At 74.1% G+C, this 19,043-nt stretch carries 19 protein-coding genes; 14 read left to right on the top strand and 5 right to left on the bottom strand.

The features are described 5' to 3' along the window. Positions 1-7 precede the first annotated feature (7 nt). The 8 genes from ACPOLA_RS15100 to ACPOLA_RS15065 all read left to right on the top strand — a co-directional run bounded on the left by ACPOLA_RS15100 (position 8) and on the right by ACPOLA_RS15065 (position 10,419). Complete coding sequence (locus ACPOLA_RS15100; protein WP_435771261.1) at positions 8-979, top strand: AAA family ATPase; 972 nt, start codon at positions 8-10, stop codon at positions 977-979. Then, positions 976-2,259 carry a DUF58 domain-containing protein gene (locus ACPOLA_RS15095; RefSeq protein ID WP_435771260.1) on the top strand — a complete coding sequence of 428 codons (1,284 nt, stop codon included), beginning with the start codon at positions 976-978 and terminating at the stop codon, positions 2,257-2,259. The genes ACPOLA_RS15100 and ACPOLA_RS15095 overlap by 4 nt, the downstream gene beginning before the upstream one ends. Continuing rightward, the gene (locus tag ACPOLA_RS15090; protein ID WP_435771259.1) at positions 2,256-4,634 is read left to right on the top strand and encodes a transglutaminase domain-containing protein; all 2,379 of its coding nucleotides are present in this window, start codon (positions 2,256-2,258) and stop codon (positions 4,632-4,634) included. Before ACPOLA_RS15095 ends, ACPOLA_RS15090 begins: the two co-directional genes overlap by 4 nt. 71 nt (positions 4,635-4,705) lie before the next feature. After that, on the top strand, positions 4,706-5,518 hold the full coding sequence (locus tag ACPOLA_RS15085; RefSeq protein WP_435771258.1) for an alpha/beta fold hydrolase: 813 nt from the start codon (positions 4,706-4,708) through the stop codon (positions 5,516-5,518). Beyond that, entirely contained in the window at positions 5,515-6,300 is a 786-nt protein-coding gene (locus tag ACPOLA_RS15080) for a lysophospholipid acyltransferase family protein (RefSeq protein WP_435771257.1), read from the top strand. Before ACPOLA_RS15085 ends, ACPOLA_RS15080 begins: the two co-directional genes overlap by 4 nt. A 5-nt stretch (positions 6,301-6,305) precedes the next feature. Continuing rightward, positions 6,306-7,973 carry an AMP-binding protein gene (locus tag ACPOLA_RS15075; protein ID WP_435771256.1) on the top strand — a complete coding sequence of 556 codons (1,668 nt, stop codon included), beginning with the start codon at positions 6,306-6,308 and terminating at the stop codon, positions 7,971-7,973. Further along, on the top strand, positions 7,970-9,451 hold the full coding sequence (locus ACPOLA_RS15070) for a WS/DGAT/MGAT family O-acyltransferase (protein ID WP_435771255.1): 1,482 nt from the start codon (positions 7,970-7,972) through the stop codon (positions 9,449-9,451). Before ACPOLA_RS15075 ends, ACPOLA_RS15070 begins: the two co-directional genes overlap by 4 nt. Further along, a complete protein-coding gene (locus tag ACPOLA_RS15065) occupies positions 9,448-10,419 on the top strand; it encodes an alpha/beta fold hydrolase (protein WP_435771254.1) in 972 nt (323 codons plus the stop codon). Before ACPOLA_RS15070 ends, ACPOLA_RS15065 begins: the two co-directional genes overlap by 4 nt. Positions 10,420-10,437: 18 nt before the next feature. Here the strand turns inward: ACPOLA_RS15065 and ACPOLA_RS15060 are convergent, their stop codons facing one another. After that, positions 10,438-10,872, bottom strand: coding sequence for a CBS domain-containing protein (locus tag ACPOLA_RS15060; RefSeq protein ID WP_435771253.1), 435 nt, complete (start codon positions 10,870-10,872; stop codon positions 10,438-10,440). Between the two features lie 10 nt (positions 10,873-10,882). Continuing rightward, the gene (locus tag ACPOLA_RS15055; protein ID WP_435771252.1) at positions 10,883-11,773 is read right to left on the bottom strand and encodes an inositol monophosphatase family protein; all 891 of its coding nucleotides are present in this window, start codon (positions 11,771-11,773) and stop codon (positions 10,883-10,885) included. A 133-nt stretch (positions 11,774-11,906) separates the two neighbouring features. Here ACPOLA_RS15055 and ACPOLA_RS15050 point away from each other — a divergent pair, with 133 nt between their 5' ends. Further along, positions 11,907-12,368, top strand: coding sequence for a DUF2231 domain-containing protein (locus ACPOLA_RS15050; RefSeq protein ID WP_435771251.1), 462 nt, complete (start codon positions 11,907-11,909; stop codon positions 12,366-12,368). A gap of 234 nt (positions 12,369-12,602) precedes the next feature. Here ACPOLA_RS15050 and rsgA read toward each other — a convergent pair whose 3' ends face one another. The 3 genes from rsgA to ACPOLA_RS15035 all read right to left on the bottom strand — a co-directional run bounded on the left by rsgA (position 12,603) and on the right by ACPOLA_RS15035 (position 15,564). Beyond that, complete coding sequence (gene rsgA / locus ACPOLA_RS15045; protein ID WP_435771250.1) at positions 12,603-13,607, bottom strand: ribosome small subunit-dependent GTPase A; 1,005 nt, start codon at positions 13,605-13,607, stop codon at positions 12,603-12,605. Positions 13,608-13,613: 6 nt separating this feature from the next. Beyond that, on the bottom strand, positions 13,614-14,933 hold the full coding sequence (gene aroA, locus ACPOLA_RS15040) for a 3-phosphoshikimate 1-carboxyvinyltransferase (RefSeq protein ID WP_435771249.1): 1,320 nt from the start codon (positions 14,931-14,933) through the stop codon (positions 13,614-13,616). 97 nt (positions 14,934-15,030) lie between these two features. Beyond that, on the bottom strand, positions 15,031-15,564 hold the full coding sequence (locus tag ACPOLA_RS15035) for a DoxX family membrane protein (protein ID WP_435771248.1): 534 nt from the start codon (positions 15,562-15,564) through the stop codon (positions 15,031-15,033). A 50-nt stretch (positions 15,565-15,614) separates the two neighbouring features. Between ACPOLA_RS15035 and ACPOLA_RS15030 the strand changes: the two genes are divergently transcribed. From ACPOLA_RS15030 to ACPOLA_RS15010, 5 genes are read left to right on the top strand one after another with little or no spacing between them, the layout of a single operon-like run. Beyond that, positions 15,615-16,454, top strand: a complete 840-nt coding sequence (locus tag ACPOLA_RS15030; protein ID WP_435771247.1) for an SOS response-associated peptidase — start codon at positions 15,615-15,617, stop codon at positions 16,452-16,454. Next, positions 16,451-17,110, top strand: a complete 660-nt coding sequence (locus ACPOLA_RS15025; RefSeq protein ID WP_435771246.1) for an alpha/beta hydrolase family protein — start codon at positions 16,451-16,453, stop codon at positions 17,108-17,110. The genes ACPOLA_RS15030 and ACPOLA_RS15025 overlap by 4 nt, the downstream gene beginning before the upstream one ends. A gap of 14 nt (positions 17,111-17,124) precedes the next feature. Continuing rightward, a complete protein-coding gene (locus tag ACPOLA_RS15020) occupies positions 17,125-17,850 on the top strand; it encodes a sigma-70 family RNA polymerase sigma factor (RefSeq protein WP_435771245.1) in 726 nt (241 codons plus the stop codon). Then, positions 17,850-18,131, top strand: a complete 282-nt coding sequence (gene rsrA, locus ACPOLA_RS15015; protein WP_435771244.1) for a mycothiol system anti-sigma-R factor — start codon at positions 17,850-17,852, stop codon at positions 18,129-18,131. Before ACPOLA_RS15020 ends, rsrA begins: the two co-directional genes overlap by 1 nt. Before the next feature lie 37 nt (positions 18,132-18,168). Then, the gene (locus tag ACPOLA_RS15010; protein WP_435771243.1) at positions 18,169-18,999 is read left to right on the top strand and encodes an SDR family NAD(P)-dependent oxidoreductase; all 831 of its coding nucleotides are present in this window, start codon (positions 18,169-18,171) and stop codon (positions 18,997-18,999) included. The last annotated feature ends 44 nt before the right edge of the window (positions 19,000-19,043 follow it).

Raw genomic sequence — 19,043 nt, 5'->3', positions numbered from 1 at the left:
GACCCCCATGTCACTAACCCCGGAGCAGTCCGAGTGGTTCTCCCAGACCTTCGCCCGGCTCGTGGCCAACGTCGAGCAGGCGATCCTCGGCAAGACCGAGGTCGTCCAGCTCGCCTTCGTGGCGCTGCTCGCCGAGGGCCACCTGCTGCTCGAGGACTACCCCGGCACGGGCAAGACGTCGCTGGCGCGGGCGATGGCGCAGACCATCGAGGGCAACCACAACCGGATCCAGTTCACGCCGGACCTGCTCCCCAGCGACGTGACCGGAGTGACGATCTACGACCAGCGCAGCCAGGAGTTCGAGTTCCACCGGGGGCCGATCTTCGCCAACGTGGTGCTGGCCGACGAGATCAACCGGGCGTCGCCCAAGACGCAGTCGGCGCTGCTGGAGGTGATGGAGGAGAGCCAGGTCACCGTCGACGGCGTCACCCACCCCGTCGACCAGCCGTTCATGGTGATCGCGACCCAGAACCCGATCGAGCAGGCCGGGACCTACCGCCTGCCGGAGGCGCAGCTGGACCGCTTCCTGGTCAAGGCCTCGCTGGGATACCCCGACCACGAGAGCACGGTGCGGATCCTCGCCAACGCGCCGAAGGGCAAGGCCGCCGCCGTGCTCCGCCCGATCATCAGCGGCGACAACGTGCTGCACATGATCCGGCTCGCGCAGCAGGTCCACGTGGAGCCGGCGATCCTCGACTACGTCTCGACCCTCACCGAGGCCACCCGCACGGCACCGGAGGTGGTCCTCGGCACCAGCGTCCGCGCCGGCCTCGCCCTGGTGCGCGCGGCCCGCGCCTGGGCGGCGGCGTTCGGCCGTGGCTACGTCGTGCCCGACGACGTCAAGACCCTCGCCGTGCCGGTCCTGGCGCACCGGATGGTGCTCGACCCCGAGGAGGACTTCCGGGGCACGACCGCCGAGGACGTCGTACGACGGGTCCTCGACCGGGTCGCGGTGCCCCAGGAGCCGGTCGCCCGATGAGGTCCCGCTCCGCGGCGGGCGCGTTGCGCCGGCGCCTGACAGATCTCGCCCGGCGCCGCCGGGCGGTGACCGGCGGGCTGCGCGACCGACTCGTCCAGCGGTCAGCCCGGCTGCGGCGGGTGCTCGGCCCGGTCGTCGGGGCGGTGACACCGGCGGGCTGGGCGGTCGCGGTCCTGGCGCTCGCCCAGCTGGTGGCGGGTCCGCTGCTGCACTGGCGCGAGCTCGTCGTGGGCGGGGTCTTCCTCGCGTTCGTGCTGGCCATCGCCGTGCTCTTCGTGGTCGGGCGCCAGCCGCTGGCGGCACGGCTCGACCTCGCCCGCGACCGGGTCATCGTGGGCGAGCGCGCCAACGGCTACCTCACGGTGTCGAACCCGACGCAGCGGCGGTCGAGGCCGCTGGTGGTCGAGTTCCCGGTCGGCGCCGGGCGGGCCGTCTTCGAGCTCCCTGGTCTGGCCCCGGGCGCCGAGCACGAGGAGCTGTTCGCCATCCCCACCGCGCACCGCGCCGTGCTCGAGGTCGGGCCGGTGACCGCCGTGCGTGCCGACCCGCTGGCCCTGCTCCGCCGCGAGCGGCACCTGAGCCGCGTCGACACGCTCTACGTGCACCCCAAGACGCTGCGTGTCGAGGGCTCCGCGGCCGGCCTGGTGCGCGACCTCGAGGGCCGCACCGTGCCGAAGATCTCCGACAACGACGTGTCGTTCCACGCGCTCCGCGGCTACGTTCCAGGCGACGACCGGCGTCACATCCACTGGCGGTCCAGCGCCAAGACCGGCTCGTTGATGGTCCGACAGTTCGAGGAGACCCGGCGCTCGCACCTGCTCACCGTCGTCAGCTCGCGCCTGGAGGACTACGCCAGCGACGACGAGTTCGAGCTCGCGATCTCCATCGCCGGCTCCCTGGGCACGCAGGCGCTGCTCGACGGGCAGCAGCTGAGCGCGGCCTGCTCCCACGCCTCGCTCCCCGCCGGCGGGCTGCAGCGGTTCCTGGACGGGCTCTCCGGGCTGGCCTACGGGTGGCAGGCGCGCCGCCTGGTCGACGTCGCGCGCCGGCTCAGCGGCGACGAGCTCACGGCCAGCGTGATCGCGCTGTGCGTCGGCTCCGGAGTCAGCGTCACCGAGCTGCGCCGGGCCCGCCAGCAGCTCGCCGTCGACACCCGGGTGATCGCGGTGCGCTGCATCGTGGGGGAGCAGCCCTCGGTGCGGTGGCTCGGCGACCTCGCCGTGGCCACGGTCGGGCGGCTGGAGGAGCTCGCGGTCGCCGTACGACGGGTCGCGGCGTGAGCAGCGTTCCCGGCGGCCGTCCGGTCACCGTCGTCCCGCAGCGGGTCCGGCGCGCCGGGTCCGCGCCGTCGTGGCGGCTGGCGACGGTCGACGCGGTGCTCGTGGTGGTGCTGGGTGTCGCGTGCTGCTGGCCGCTCGGAGCCGCCTACGCCGGCCAGCGGTGGCTGGTCGCGGTCGTGGTGGGCCTGGTGCTCGGCGTCGGCGTGGGGTGGCTGGGTGCGCGGTGGCGCTGGGGGCCGTGGCTCACCCTCCTGGCCGCCGCCGCGGCGTACCTCGCCGTCGGCTCCGCCGTCGTGGCTCCCGCGCGGGCGCGCGGGGGCCTCGTGCCCACGCCCGACTCGCTGCGCGACCTGGTGGTCGGTCTGGTGCGCGCCTGGCGGGAGGCGCTCACCCTCCCGGCGCCGCTCGGCGAGACCGGGGTGGTGCTGGTGGTGCCGCTGGCGACGGCGCTGACGTCCGGCCTCCTGGCGACGGTGCTCCTGTGGCGGTCGCCCTGGCCGGGCCTCGCGGCGGGCGTCCTGGGGGCGGCGCTGGTGACGGCCTCCGCGTTCGGCGACATCGAGGCCGGCGCGGTGGTCCCGCGCGGTCTCGGTCTGGCGGCGGTCGGGATCGTGTGGCTGCGCTGGCGGGCGCTCGGGCAGATCCGCGCGCGCTGGGTGCGGCGGGTCGGCGCGACCGTCGGCGTGGTCGTCGTCGCGGGCGCCGCCGCGGTGGGCGTCGGCTCGCTCGGCGACCCGGCGGTGCCGCGGGTGGTGCTGCGCGACCACGTCGAGCCGCCGTTCGACCCCCGCGACTATCCCAGCCCGCTGGCGAAGTTCCGCGCCTACAAGAAGGAGCCGGTGCGGACCGGCACCACGCTGTTCACCGTGGACGGGCTGGAGAGCGGGACGCTGGTCCGGTTCGCGACGATGGACACCTACGACGGGATCGTCTGGAACGTCTCCGGGGCGCCCGGGACGCCGCACGACTCCGGCACGTTCCGCCGGCTGCGCAACGACCCCGACGCCAACGTCGAGGCGACCGTGCGTGGCCGGATCACCATCGGCGACTACACCGGGGTGTGGGTCCCGACGGTCGGCGAGACGCTGTCGCTGACGCCGCTGCGGGACGGGCGCACCGACGACCGGGCGGCGGCCGAGCTCGTGGTCAACCGCCAGACCGGCACCGTGGCCCAGATCGGCGGCGTCCAGCAGGGCACGACGTTCGAGATCGAGGCCGTCGTCCCGCGGCCGCTGGTCGACGAGGAGATCGCGGTGCTCGAGGCGGATGCCTCGGTCTCGCTCCCGCCGCCGGCGATCGTGCCGGAGGAACTGATGGACCGCATCCAGCGCTGGCAGGCGGAGGCCGGCTTCAGCGGCGGCACGGGCGGCCGGCTCGCCCAGTTCCTGCGCGACTCCTTCCGCGAGCGCGGCTTCTACTCCGACGGCATCGACGACTACGTCCCGGCCGGGCACGGCGCCAGCCGGCTGGCGGTGCTCACCAAGACCGCCCACCCGGTGGGCAACGCCGAGCAGTACGCCGCCGCGATGGCGCTGGCCGGCCAGCGGCTCGGCCTGCCGATCCGGGTCGTCATCGGCTTCAAGGTGCCGCCTGGGGGCGGACCGGTCCGCGGGGAGGACGTCACCGCCTGGACCGAGGTCAAGCTGGAGGGTGCCGGGTGGGTGCCCTTCGAGCCCACCCCTCCCGAGGACCAGAAGCTGCGCCGGCCCAACGACGACCCCGACGAGGAGCCGCAGCCGCAGGTGCTGCAGCCGCCGCGGGTCCCGGGGGAGCCCAAGGAGGCGACGGACAACCTGCAGCAGGGCGACGGGCGCCGCCGGGGCCTCGACATCCTGGAGGTCCTCGGCACCGTCCTCGGGGTGGTGCTCGACGTCGCCAAGGTCGCGCTGCTCCTCTCGCCGCTGTGGGGAGTGCTGCTGTTCAAGGCGGTGCGCCGTCGTCGCCGCAGGAGGGCGGCCGACGCGACCCTCCGGCTCACCGGCGCGTGGCGGGAGCTGGCCGACCGGATGCGCGACCTGGGCGTCCGTCCGGCGCCGGGCGCCACCCGGCGGGAGAGCGCCTACGCCACCGCGGTGCGCTACGACGCGGTGCCGGTCGTCGCGCTGGCGCACGCCGCCGACCGCCACGTCTACGGTCCGGTCCGGCCCACGCTCGACGAGGCCCGGGCCTACTGGGCCGACGTGGACACCGCGCTCGCGCGGATCCGCCGGGCCACCCCGTGGTGGCGCCGGGTGGCCGCCCGCTTCTCGCTGGCGTCGGTGCCGTGGCGGGCGGCGGTCGAGCGGACCCGGGCTCGGGTGCGTCGTCTCGGGGTACGCCTGTGGCGGCGGGTTCCCGGGCGTCGCGGTCGCGGGGGGCGGCGCCGCGGCACGTGATCTGGCTCCGTCGGCTTGCCCGGACGGCGGTCCCAGGGTGATACTCGACGGGAAACTAGAACGTGTTCTACATGGGGGCTCCGGTGTACGACTTCGAGGGTGAGCGCCACGCTGCCCGGGACGGGAGCGGCGGACCGTCGCGCGCGCTGACGCTCGCGGAGGTCCCGCGCTTCGCCGTCGAGTACGGCGCCTCGCGGCTGCTCGACCTCGCGACCCCCGCCCGGGACCTCGGCCAGGGGCGACCGGTGCTGGTGCTGCCGGGCTTCTCGGCGCAGGACGCGATGACCGGACGCCTGCGTGGACATCTCCGCCGGCGCGGGTGGCGGGTCCACGGCTGGGGCCTGGGCAGCAACCACGGGCTGACCGAGCGGATCGTGAGCGGCCTGCCCGAGCGCTTCGCGGCGCTCGCCGACCGCTACGGCGAGCCGGTGAGCGTCGTGGGCTGGAGCTTCGGCGGCCTGCTCGCCCGCTGGCTCGCCCACGAGCACACCGACCGCGTGCGTCAGGTGGTCTGCCTCGGCTCCCCGTGGCGCGCCGAGGGGGAGCGCACCCGGGCCACCGCGCTCTTCGAGCGCTCCCGCGTCCGGCACGGGATCGTCGACAACGCCCGCGAGATCGTGGCTGCCCTCCGCGAGCCGCTGCCGGTGCCGGTGACCGCGGTGTGGTCCCGGACCGACGGGATCGTGCCCTGGCACGGCTGCACGGTCGACGAGCGCTCCGACCCGCCGGCCGAGAACGTGGAGGTCGTCAGCAGCCACATCGGCATGGTCGCCAACCCGCTCGTCCTGGGCGTGGTGGTCGACCGGCTCCAGCAGGATCCCGCGTCGTGGGAGCCGTTCGGCTGGGGGCGGGTCCTGCCGGGCCGCGAGGCGGTGCTCCGGTGAGCGCCCTGGCCGGCCGCGACCCGGCGTACGTGGCGACGGTGCTGCCGGCGCTGAAGCTGGCGATGCGGACCTACTTCCGCTCCACCGTCCGCGGCATGGAGAAGGTGCCCGACGGCGGCGCGCTGATGGTCGGCAACCACTCCGGCGGCCTGCTCGCCATGGACGTGCCGATCATCGCGGTGGCCTTCGCCGACACCTTCGGCGCCCGGCGCCCGCTCTACTGCCTGGCGCACGACATGCTCTTCACGGGTGCGGCGGGTCCGGTCTTCCGCAAGTTCGGTTTCCTGCCGGCCACCCGCGAGAACGCCCACGAGGCGCTGGTCAGCGGCGGCGTCACGATCGTCTTCCCCGGAGGCGACTACGACACCTTCCGTCCGACCCGCAAGGCCAACGTGGTCGACTTCAACGGCCGCACCGGCTACGTCCGCACCGCGCTCGAGGCGGGAGTGCCGATCGTGCCCGTCGTGTCCATCGGCGGCCAGGAGGCCCAGCTCTTCCTGACCAGGGGCGAGTGGATCGGTCGCCGGTCCCCGCTGCGCAGGCTGATGCGCAGCGACCTCTTCCCCCTCGCGGTCGGCTTCCCCTTCGGGCTGGTGCCCGCCTTCCCGCCGAACCTCCCGCTCCCGACGAAGATCACCACCCGGGTGCTCGACCCGATCGACGTCGCCGCCGAGTTCGGTCCCGAGCCCGAGATCGCGGAGGTGGACCGCGTCGTCCGGCAGCGGATGCAGGACGCGCTCTCCGAGCTCGCTCGTGAGCGCCGGTTCCCGGTGCTGGGGTGAGCGCGATGACCCGACTGTTCCGCGTCCCGCTCGGCCTGCTCCACGCCCTGCGCACCCAGCTGTGGGTGTTCCGGGTCCTGGTGCGGAGCCGGATGCTGGTGCCGATGAGCCCGGCGAAGTACGCCGGGCTGGTGCGGGTGATCCGCGAGCAGGGCACCAGCGCCACCGCCAGCTTCGCCCTCGCCGCCGTACGACGCCCGGACGGCACCGCGCTGGTCGACGAGCGCGGCTCGTTGACCTGGCGCCAGCTGCAGGAGCGGGCTGCGGCCCTCGCCGCGGGGCTGGTCGACGTCAACGGCGCGCCCGTCGACGTGGTGGCGGTGCTGTGCCGCAACCACCGTGGGTTCGTCGACGCGCTGCTGGCCAGCGCCCGGCTCGGCGCCGACGCGCTGCTGCTCAACACCGGCTTCTCCGGCCCGCAGCTCGCCGACGTGATGGAGCGCGAGGGCGCGCGGGTGATCCTCTACGACGAGGAGTTCGCCGGGGTGGTCGCCGCGGCCAGGGAGCGGCTGCCCGGGCTGGTGGAGGTGCTCGGCTGGACCGAGGCCGACCGGCCGGCCGACTCTCCTGCGGGCAGCACGAGGCTCACCATGGAGGAGCTGATCGCCATCCACGCCGGTGAGGCGCCGCCGCGGCCCTCGGGGCGGGGCCGCGTCGTCCTGCTGACCTCCGGGACGACCGGCACGCCGAAGGGCGCCCGCCGCAGCGGCGGAGGCGCCGACGAGCTCGCCGGCATGCTCGAGATGATCCCGTGGCGCGGTGAGGAGACCGTCGTGGTCGCGGCTCCGATGTTCCACGCCTGGGGCTTCGGGCAGCTCGTGATCGCGGCCACGATGACCTGCACGGTCGTCACCCGCCGGAGGTTCGACCCGGAGCGGACCCTGGCGCTGGTCGACGACCACCGGGCGACCGGGTTGAGCGTGGTGCCGGTGATGCTGGAGCGGATCATGGACCTCCCGGCCGAGGTCCTCGACCGCTACTCCCTGCGCTCGCTGCGCTTCGTCTCGGCCAGCGGCTCGCGGATGCGGCCCCAGTCGGTGACGGCGTTCATGGACCGCTTCGGCGACATCGTGCACAACAGCTACAACGCGACCGAGGCGGGGCAGATCAGCGTGGCCCGGCCCGGCGACCTCAGGCAGGCTCCCGACACCGCCGGGCGCCCGGTCCGCGGCACGCTGGTCAAGGTGGTGGACGAGGACGGCCGCGACGTGCCGCCCGGCGAGGTCGGCCGCATCCTGGTGCGGGGCGCCTCGCCGTTCGACGGCTACACCGCGGGCGCCGAGAAGGAGTTCGTCGGCGACCACATGGTGACCGGCGACGTCGGCAAGCTCGACGAGTCCGGCCGGCTCTACGTCGTGGGCCGCGACGACGACATGATCGTCTCCGGCGGCGAGAACGTCTACCCGCTCGAGGTGGAGAAGGTGCTCGGGCTCCACGAGGCGGTGCGCGAGGTGGCGGTGGTCGGCGTCGACGACGAGGCCTTCGGGCAGCGGCTGGCCGCCTACGTCGTGGTCAAGGACGGCGCAGACGTCGCGGTGGAGGACCTCAAGGCCCACGTGCGCTCGGAGCTGGCCGGCTACAAGGTCCCGCGCGACGTCGTCTTCCTCGACGCGCTGCCCCGCAACGCCTCCGGCAAGGTCGTGCCCCGTGACCTCCCCGGAGCCGTGCGGTGAGCGGGCGGCGCAGGCGCCCGGCCATCGAGCGGATGGCCGGCATCGACGCCGGGTTCCTCTACATGGAGACGCCGTCGGTGCACATGCACACCCTCAAGATCGCGATCCTCGAGGCCGACCAGCAGGTCACCTACGACGCGTTCGTCTCCGGCCTGCTCGCCCGGCTCAAGCGGTTGCCGCCGCTGCGCCGCCGGGTGGTCGAGGTGCCCTTCGGGCTCAACCACCCGGTGTGGGTGACGCTGCCCCGGGTCGACGTCGCCCACCACATCCGCCGCCACCGGCTCGGCGGCGACGGGTCGATGCGCGAGCTCGAGCAGCTGGTCGGGATGATCGCGAGCACCCCGCTGAGCCGCCGGCACCCGCTCTGGGAGCTGCACTACTGCGAGGGCCTCGAGGGCGGCCGGGTCGCGGTGGTCGGCAAGATGCACCACGCCCTGGCCGACGGCGCCGCGGCCAACGCCCTGCTGGCGAACGTGACCGACGTGCGGTCCGCGGCCGCGCCCGAGGCGGTCCAGGAGGAGTACGACGTCACCGAGCGGCTGCCGGGCCGCGCGCTGCTGGTGCGCCACGCGCTGCACGACGCCACCACGCAGATCCGGACCATCCCCGGCCTGCTGGCGCGCACGGTCCGGGGCGTGCTCGCGGCCCTGCGCGAGCGCCGCGGGGGCGTGCGGACGCCGCTGCCGGTGCTGCACGCGCCGCGGGTGTCGTTCAACGGCTCGCTCACCCCGATGCGCTCCTTCGCCACGGTGACGCTGCCGTTGGCCGACCTCAAGCGGGTCCGCGCGCAGCATCCCGGCACCACGCTCAACGACGTCGTGCTCGGCGTCACCTCGGGCGCGCTCCGCCGCTGGCTGGCCGCCCACGGCGAGACGCCGTCGTCGTCGCTCCTCGCCGGCGTGCCGATCAGCGCCGACGAGCGCGACGCGGTCCCGCGGCTGGGCGGCAACCGGGTCTCCAACCTGTTCACCACGCTCGCCACCGACGTCGACGACCCGGTCGCTCGGCTGCGCCGGATCGCCGAGACGACGGCGCAGGCCAAGCGGATCCAGGCCCGGCTCGGCACCTCGATCCTCGCCGACTGGACCCAGTTCACCCCGCCGCGCCCGTTCGCGCTCGCCGTGCGGGCCTACTCGCGGCTGCGGGCGGCGTCGTGGCACCCGGCCCCGTTCTCGGTCATCGTGTCCAACGTGCCGGGCCCGCGCGAGCCCGCGACCGTCGGGGGTGCGCGGCTGGTCGACCTGTTCAGCGTCGGCCCGCTGGTCGACGGCATCGGCCTCAACGTGACCGTCTGGTCCTACGTCGACCGGATGAACTTCTCCCTCCTGGCCTGCCCCGACCTGCTCCCCGACGTGGCCGCCCTGGCGTCGTACTTCCCGGCAGCGCTGGCGGAGCTGGACGTCGAGCGACCGGCCGAGCAGGTGTCCGGGCGGGCGCGGGGGGCGGCGTCGGGCGGCGCCCACCAGGCGAGCGCATGACGGGACCGCTGATCAGGGCCGTCGGACGCAGGGCGCTGGGCGCCGCTGCTCTCGCCGGTCGAGCGAGTGGCCGGGCCGCGGTGCACGGGGTCCGCGTCGGGATCCGCCGCACCCAGCGCTTCCCGGACCTGCCCGACCTGCCGGAGGGGGCGCTGGTCGACCTTCCCGGCCGCGGCAAGGTGTTCGCGATCGACACCGGCGCCCCGCGCCCCGGCGCACCGACCCTGCTGCTCTTCCACGGGCTCGCCACGACGTCGTACCTCACCTGGTTCAGCACCATCGACGAGCTGCGGCGCGACTACCGGCTGGTGATGCTCGACCAGCGCTGGCACGGGCGCGGCATCCTCTCCGACCGGTTCGACATCGACGAGTGCGTCGACGACGCCGCGGCGCTGCTCGACGTGCTCGGGATCGACGAGGTCGTCGCCGTCGGCTACTCCATGGGCGGCGCGCTCGCCCAGGTGTTCTGGCGCCGGCACCCCGACCGCACCGGCGGCCTGGTGCTGGCGTCCACCGCCGGCTGCTGGCGGGGGAGCCTGGGCGACGCGGTCTTCTATCCCGTGCTCGGCCTGGCGAACGCGGCGCTGCGCAGCCACTACCGCACGCGGGTCGGCCTGGTGCACGGCGCGCTGCCCGAGGTGCCGCCACGCGGGACGGACCTCTCGGCGTGGGCGTGGGCCGAGCTCCGGAGCACCAGTGCGTGGGCGCTCCCGGAGGTGCTCGGGGCGCTGGGCTCGTTCGACGCCCGGCCCTGGCTGGGCGAGGTCGACGTGCCCGTGGCCGTGGTGGTCACCGCGCGCGACCGGGCCATCCCGACGGTCCGTCAGCGCGCGCTCGCCGCGGCCATCCCCGGGGCGACCGTGCACGAGGCGCCCGGTGGGCACGCCTCGGTGGTGCTGGACGTCCAACGCTGGCGGCCGGTCTTCCTGGCGGCCGTGGCGGAGGTCGCGCGCCGCGCCGCCACGTAGCGGGCGGAGCCCGGAGCCCTACGTCTGGTGCACGTAGTGGTCGAGCTGGTCGCGCTCGAACTGCAGCTGGTCGATCTTGTGCTTGACGATGTCGCCGATGCTCACGATGCCGACCAGGTTGCGCTCGTCGTCGCAGACCGGGATGTGCCGGAACCGGGCCTGGGTCATCAGCTGCATGACGTCGTCGAGCTCGTCGTCGGGGGAGCAGGTCCGCACGTCCTCGGTCATGATCGCACCGACGGTGTTGTTGACGACCGTGCCGTCCTGGTGGAGGCGGCGCACCACGTCGCGCTCGCTGACGATGCCGTCGAGCGAGGAGCCGTCGGCGCTGACCACGAGCGCACCGATGTTGTGCTGGGCGAGGGTGGCGATCAGCTCCTTGACCCCCGCGTCGGGGCTGATCGAGACCACGTCCTTGCTCGGCTTGGCGTTGAGCACGTCGGTGATGCGCATGTGAGGCAGGTTACTGGTCGGCGTCGTCCTCGGCTACACGCTGCCGGTGGGCGCGGAGGTCGGAGACGGTGCCCGGGCCGGTGCGGGGCCAGTCCGGGTCGTCGCCGCCGGTGACGCTGCCGAGGTAGGAGAGCGCGGCCTCGTGCAGGTGGCCGTTGCTGGCGAGCGCGTTGCCGCCCCACGGCCCGTCGCGGCCGTCGAGGGAGGTGAACCGGCCGCCGGCCTCGCGCACGATGATGTCGAGCGCGGCCATGTCGTAGACCTCCAGCTCCGGCTCCGCGGCGAGGTCGACGGCACCCTCCGCGAGGAGCATGTAGGACCAGAAGTCGCCGTAGGCCCGGGTGCGCCACACGCGCCGCATCAGCCCGAGCACGTCGTCCCCCAGGCCGCGCTCCTCCCAGCCGCCGAGCGAGGAATAGGACAGCGAGGCGTCCTCCAGGCGTCGTACGTCGGAGACGCGGCACTCGGTGGCCTTCATCAGCGACTTGCCGGTCCAGGCGCCGCCGCCGGCCGACGCCCACCACCGGCGCTGCAGTGCGGGGGCGGAGACCACCCCGACGACCACCTCGTCGTCGACGACCAACGAGATCAGGGTGGCCCAGACGGGCACGCCGCGGACGAAGTTCTTGGTGCCGTCGATCGGGTCGATCACCCAGCGCCGTTGCGAGTGGCCGGACGTGCCCTGCTCCTCCCCGGTGACCGCGTCGCGGCTGCGGGCCTTGCGGAGCGTACGGCGGATGGACTCCTCGACGGCCTCGTCGGCGTCCGTCACCGGCGTGAGGTCGGGCTTGCTCATCACGTGGAGGTCCAGCGCCCGGAACCGCGCCTGGGTCAGCGAGTCCGCGTCGTCGGCGAGAAGGTGCGCCAGTCGGAGGTCGTCGGTGTAGTCGGGGACAGCCACAGGGGCACCCTACGGCCCGCGCCCGCCCGCGGGCCGCCACGGTGAGGCGCACACCCCCCCGTTTGCTGTGGGGAGGCTGTGGGTCGGCGGCCGGGGCTGGTTGACGTGGCCGCTACTGGTGCAGGCTTCAACCATGGAGATCAACGGGCTCCCCCTGCATCCGCTCGCCGTGCACGGTGCCGTCGTGCTCACCCCCCTCGCCGCGCTGATCGGCCTGGCCTACCTCGTGCCCCGGTGGCGCGACCGCCTCCGCTGGCCCCTCGTCGTCGGCGCCGTGGTCGCGGTCGGGGCGATCGTGCTCGCCTATCTCTCCGGCGAGAGCTTCCGCGACGCCAACCCCTTCTTCACCGATCCCGCCAACCCGGTGAAGGAGCGGATCGACGACCACCGCGACCTCGGCGTGATCCTGTTGTGGTGGGGCGTCGCCTTCGGTGTGATGGCGTTGCTCAACGGGCTCCTCCATCCCCGGGCGACCTGGGCGAGGTGGGTGCTCGGCGTGCTCCTCGCCGTCGACGCCGTCGCCGTGATCGTCCTCGTCGTGCTGGTCGGCGACTCCGGCGCCCAGGCGGTCTGGGGTGAGGGCTTCGAGGGCTGACTGCCCCACCCCCTCCGCCGAGTTGGGGTTTCCGCCCGCCGAGTTGGGGTTTCCGCCCGCCGAGTTGGGGTTTCCGCCCGCCGAGTTCGGGTTTCCGTCCCCCGAGTCGGTGTTTCCGTCCGCCGACCCGAGAGTCGGGCCCGACTCTCGAACCGGAAGCCACAAGTCGCGGGGCCGAGGCCACAAAGTCGCGGGGCCGAAGCCACACGTCGCGGGGCGGAGACCCCAAGTCGGTCAATAGTCGGTGACGGAGCGGGCGGCCAGCAGGCGTCGGAAGGACGCGACCCGGTCGGGGTCGGCCTCGCCGCGGGCGAGGGCCTCGTCGAGGCCGCACTCCGGCTCGTCGTCGCCGTGAGTGCAGCCGCGCGGGCAGTCCTCGGTCATCTCGTCCAGGTCGGGGAACGCCTCGATCAGGTGCTCGGGCTCGACGTGCGCGAGACCGAACGACCGGATGCCGGGGGTGTCGACGATCCAGGAGTCGGGTGCGCCCGGCAGCGGCAGCATCACCGCGGACGTCGAGGTGTGCCGGCCCTGGCCGGTGACGGCGTTCACCACCCCGGTCTCGCGTCCCGCGCCGGGGATCAGGGCGTTGACCAGCGTCGACTTGCCGACGCCGCTGTGCCCGATCAGCACCGTGGTCTCACCCTGCAGCCGCTCGCGGAGCGCCTCCAGCCCGACGATCCCGCGGTCATCGCCGCGCGAGGTGACCAGCCACGGCACGCCCAGGGACCGGTAGGTCTCCAGCAGGGTCTCGGGGTCGGCGAGGTCGGCCTTGGTGAGGCACAGCAGCGGCGCGATGCCGCCGTCGTACGCCGCCACCAGCGCCCGGTCGATCCACCTCGGCCGCGGCTCCGGGTCGGCGAGGGCGGTGACGACCACGAGCTGGGTGACGTTGGCGACGATCACCCGCTCGACCGGGTCGTCGTCGTCGGCGGTACGACGCAGGGTGGTGCGCCGCTCCTGGACCTCCACGATGCGGGCCAGCGAGCCGTCGGCGCCGGACACGTCGCCGACCACGCGGACCCGGTCGCCGACCACGACGCCCTTGCGACCGAGCGGGCGGGCCTTCATCGCGGTCACCGTGCGGCCGTCGACGAGCAGCGTGAACCGGCCCCGGTCGACGGTGATGACCAGCCCGCCCACCGCGTCGTCGTAGGTCGGCCGGTCCTTGGTGCGGGGCCGCGTGCGCCGGCGGGGACGTTCGTAGTGCTCGACGTCGTGCTCGGTGTAGCGCGGCATCCGGGCTCAGGCCTCCGGGAACAGCCCGGACCAGAACCCCGCGAAGTCGGGGAAGGTCTTGCCGGTGGTGGCGACGTCCTCGACGAGGACGCCCGGCACGACCGCGCCGATGACCACCCCGGCGTGCGCCATCCGGTGGTCGGCGTAGGTGTGGAAGACGCCGCCGGTCAGCTGCGCGGGACGGATCGCGAGCCCGTCGGGGTGCTCGACGACGTCGCTGCCCAGGGAGCCGAGCTCCTTGGCGAGGGCGGCGATCCGGTCGGTCTCGTGGCCGCGGATGTGGGCGATGCCGGTCAGGTGGGACGGGGTGGACGCCACCGCGCAGAGTGCGGCGACCGCCGGCGCGAGCTCGCCGACGTCGTGGAGGTCGGCCTGCAGCCCGAGCAGCCCGCGGTGTCCACCGTCGGGCCCGGTGACGCGCAGGCCGTCCGTCACCCGCTCGACGCGGCAGCCCATCCGGGCGAGGAGGTCACGCAGCGCGTCGCCGGCCTGCGTCGTGGCACCGGGCCAGTCGCGGACCACGACGGAGCCGCCGGTGACCGCGGCGAGCGCCAGGAACGGTGCTGCGTTGGAGAGGTCCGGCTCGACGTCCTCGTCCCGCGCCGCGATCGGGCCCGGCGCGACCGTCCAGCGGTCGGCGTCGGAGTCGTCCACCTCCACGCCACGGTCGCGCAGCATGGCGATCGTCATCTCGATGTGGGGGAGGGACGGGATCGGCTTGCCGTCGTGGCGGACGTCGACCCCGGCGTCGAACCGGGCACCGGCCAGCAGCAGCGCGGAGACGAACTGCGACGAGGCGGACGCGTCGATCACCACCGTCCCGCCCGGCACGCTGCCCCGGCCGTGCACGGTGAACGGAAGGGCGTCCGCCGCGCCACCGGCGTCACCGGTGATGTCGAGCCCGAGGGCGGCGAGGGCACGCAGCACCTCGCCGACCGGGCGGTTGCGCATGTGGGGGTCGCCGTCGAAGCGGACGTCGCCCTGCACGAGCCCGGCGGCGGGCGGCACGAACCGCATCACCGTGCCCGCCAGGCCGCAGTCGACGTCGGCCCGGTCGCCGGGGACCGCACCGTCCAGCGGAGTGACCCGCCAGTCCGGTCCGGTCGTGTCCACGACCGCGCCCACGGAGCCCAGCGCGGCGGCCATCAGCAGCGTGTCACGCGACCGCAGCGCGCGTCGTACGACGGAGGGCCCGTCGGCCAGCGCCGCGAGCACCAGTGCCCGGTTGGTGAGCGACTTGCTGCCCGGCAGCGTGACCGTGGCCTCGACCGGCCCGCGGGCGGTGGGCGCAGGCCAGGGGTCGGGGTGGGGCGACGCGCTGCTCATGGTCACGGCAGTCTAGTGACGCGCCCGCCGGTGGAGCCGAGCCGGAGACGCGCTCGCGCTTCGAGGCGCGACGCGCGGCTCCGTCGGGGTGGGTGCCTCAGCCGAGCTCGGCCTTCATCAGCTTCGCCTCGCGCCGGGCGCTCCTGGCCAGGTGCTTGGCCTCGCGCCGGGCGTCCTTGCCAGCCCGGGCCGCACGCCACGCGAGCCCCGGCTTGCCCTCGGTGTCGAGAGCGGCGATCAGCAGGCCGCCGCCGAGCGCGGCGTTCTTCACGAAGTGGTTCATCTGCTCGGCGCGCTCGGTCTTGTCCGAGGCCTCCCAGAACCGGTAGCGCGCGGCCGTGGAGGGGATCAGGGTCGCGCCGAGGACCGCGGCGGAGAGCCGCGGCATCTTCCCGAGGGCCAGCGCCAGGCCGGCGGCGACCTGCACGGCGCCCGCGGCACGGACCCACAGCACCGGGTCCTGCGGCACGGAGACGCTTCCGGGTGCGGCGTTCTCGACCATCGGAGCGATCTTCCCGGTCACCGGTGCGGCCTGCGCCGCGAGTGCCGGGGCGTTGGTGATGTCGTTCGCGCCGTTGGCGACGAAGTACGTCGCCAGCAGCGGCCGGGCGATCAGTCTGCTCAGAGCCATGACGTTGTGGTACCCGCACCTTTCCGGGGCATCCGGCTAGGTTTGACGCCATGTGCGGGCGCTATGCCTCCAGTCGGAGCCCCGAGGACCTCGCCGAGGAGTTCGAGGTGCTCGACCCGCGCCTGGACCGGGTCGTGCCTCCGTCCTACAACGTCGCCCCGACCGACGACGTCTACGCCGTGCTGGAGCGGTCCCGGAAGGACGCCGAGGGCCGGCCCCTCGACGAGTCGGTGCGGCAGCTGCGCGTGCTGCGGTGGGGGCTGGTGCCCTCCTGGGCCAAGGACCAGAAGATCGGCAGCCGGATGATCAACGCGCGGATGGAGACCGTCGCCGAGAAGCCGGCCTTCCGCAGGGCGTTCGCCGCCCGGCGGTGCATCCTCCCCGCCGACGGCTACTTCGAGTGGTACGAGACCCAGCAGCGCGATGCGCGGGGGAAGCGGAGGAAGCAGCCGTTCTTCATCCGGCCCGAGGACGGCTCCGTGCTCGCGATGGCCGGCCTCTACGAGATCTGGCGCAACCCTGCGGCACCCCCCGAGCACGACCACGACGGGACGGGCGGGACGGCAGGGACGGCAGCGACGGGCGGCACCGGCGGGCTGCTGTGGACCTGCACGGTGATCACGACCCAGGCCACCGACCAGCTGGGCCGGATCCACGACCGGATGCCGCTCGTGGTGGACCGCGAGGCGCGCGACCGCTGGCTCGATCCCCGCAGCGGCACCGACGACCTGCTCGCGCTGCTGCGGCCGGCCCAGCAGGCGGGCCTGACGGCCTACCCCGTCTCGACCGCGGTCGGCAACGTCGCCAACGACGGACCCGAGCTGGTCGAGCCGATCCCGCTCGACGACCCCGACGGCCTGGACGGAGATTCGCAGGAGACGTTGCTGTGAGCGAGGAGCGGCTGATCCCGACCGCGTACGGCGAGGGCCGGCTCGTGATGCACCGCGCCCGTCGCCCGATCGCGACCCTGCTGCTCAGCCACGGCGCCGGCGGCGGCATCGACGCCCGCGACCTGGTGGCGCTGGCGCGGCACCTGCCGGGCCAGGGGATCAACGTCGCCCGCTTCGAGCAGCCCTGGCGCCGCGCGGGGCGCAAGGTCGCCACCCCGCCGGCCACCCTGGACGTCGGGCTGCGCGCCGCCGCGGACGCGCTGCGGGTCCGCACGCCGCTGGTGGTGGGTGGGCGCTCGGCGGGCGCCCGCTCGGCGGCCCGCTCCGCGTCCCGGCTCGGGGCCACCGGCTGCCTCGCGCTGTCGTTCCCCCTGCACCCTCCCGGGAGGCCCGAGAGGTCGCGGCTCGAGGAGCTCGCCGGCGCGGGCGTCCCCACGCTCGTCGTCCAGGGGGAGCGCGACCCGATGGGGCGCCCGGAGGAGTTCCCCGACCCGCTGCCGCCGCAGACGGACCTCGCGGTGGTGCCCGGCGCCGACCACGGCCTGGCGGTTCCCAAGCAGGGACCGGTGACCGAGGCGGACGCGATGAGCATCGTGGTCGAGTGCACCCTGGAGTGGGTCGTCCGCGAGATCGTCGGGAATGCCGGGGCCGGCTGAGGCGTTCGGCCCTCATGATCGCGACGCTGGAGCGCCCCCGCGCGAGCAGCCCCGTAGGCTGGGAAGCGATGACCGAGACCTCCGCCGACCTGCCGTCCCTCGACGCCGACGAGACGGGTGGCGCCGACGCAGCGCCGGTCGACCTCGCGACCGAGACGCCCGAGGAGCGCGCCGCCCGCTTCGAGCGCGAGGCGCTGCCGTTCCTCGACCAGCTCTACGGTGCCGCGATGCGGATGACCCGCAACCCCACCGACGCCGAGGACCTGGTGCAGGAGACCTTCGCGAAGGCGTTCTCCGCGTTCCACCAGTTCAGGCCCGGCACCAACCTCAAGGCCTGGCTCTACCGGATCCTCACCAACACCTTCATCAACAACTACCGGAAGAAGCAGCGACAGCCGCAGCAGGCCCTCGCCGGCGACACCGGAGACGTGGAGGACTGGCAGCTCGCCCGCGCCGAGTCGCACACCTCCAGCGGGCTGAAGTCCGCGGAGATGGAAGCCTTGGAGCACCTCCCGGACAGCCAGGTCAAGGACGCCCTCCAGCGGCTGCCGGAGGAGTTCCGGCTCGCGGTCTACCTCGCCGACGTCGAGGGCTTCGCCTACAAGGAGATCGCCGAGATCATGGACACGCCGATCGGGACGGTGATGTCCCGTCTCCATCGCGGCCGCCGCCAGCTGCGCGACATGCTCTCCGACTACGTCCGGACCGGCGGCGACGCCCCGCTCGAGGGAGGCCGCTGATGTCGCAGCAGCACGAGCACCTCCACGGCGACGACCCGACCAACGCCGAGTGTGCCGACTTCCTGGAGCGGATCGTCCGGCTCATCGACAACGAGCTCGAAGAGGGCGACTGCGCCATCGTGCGCGCGCACATCGACTCCTGCAGTCCCTGCCTCGAGCGCTACGACCTCCAGCGCACGGTGAAGGCGGTCGTCGCCCGGTCCTGCGGCGAGAAGGCCCCGGCGGAGCTGCGCGACCGGGTGCGCGTCCAGATCCAGCAGATCCAGATCCGACTCCAGTAGGTCGCGGACGCCGCCGGTCGGCGCGAGAATCGTCGCCATGACGAGGACCGTGCTCATCACCGGCTGCTCCAGCGGCATCGGGAAGGCGACCGCCGAACGGCTGGCCGCGTCCGGCTGGGACGTGTGGGCCAGCGCCCGCCGCCCCGAGACGCTCGGTGGGCTGGAGGCCGCCGGCTGCCGGGCCCTGGCGCTCGACGTCACCGACGAGGCGTCGATGAGCGCCGCCGTCCGCGAGGTGCTCGACGGTGCCGGTCGGATCGACGCCCTGGTCAACAACGCCGGCTACTCCCAGTCGGGTGCGTTGGAGACGCTCGACCTCGATGACGTACGGCGACAGTTCGAGACCAACGTGTTCGGGCTGCTCCGGCTCACCCAGCTGGTGCTCCCCAGCATGCGGGCCCAGCGCTCCGGACGCATCGTCAACATCGGCTCGATGGGAGGCCGGCTGACCTTCCCCGGCGGCGGCGCCTACCACGCCAGCAAGTACGCCGTCGAGGCGCTCTCCGACGCGCTCCGCTTCGAGGTCTCCGGCTTCGGCGTCCGGGTCGTGCTGGTGGAGCCGGGGCTGATCACCACCAACTTCGACGCGGCGGTCGCGGCCGGGATGCCCACCGGCGAGGGCCCGTACGCGGAGTTCAACGCGGCCGTCCAGGCCTCCACGCACGAGGCGTACGACGGCCCGATGGCCAGGTTCGGCGGCCCGCCGGAGGCGGTCGCCGCGGTGGTCGAGAAGGCCCTCACCAGGAGCCGCCCGAGGCCGCGCTACACCGTGACGGTGTCCGCTCCGGCCGCGATGCTCACCCGCCGGGTGCTGGGCGACCGCGGCTGGGACCTGGCCATGCGGGCGCAGTTCCCCCGACCGCGCTAGCAGGTCCAGGGAGCACGAAGACCCCCGGACGGCGTCGCGAGGGT

The organism is Nocardioides proteolyticus (assembly GCF_051280635.3).
Lineage (GTDB): Bacteria > Actinomycetota > Actinomycetes > Propionibacteriales > Nocardioidaceae > Nocardioides.
Note: the sequence above shows the minus strand (reverse complement) of the source record. Positions and strands in the feature narration are given on the sequence as shown.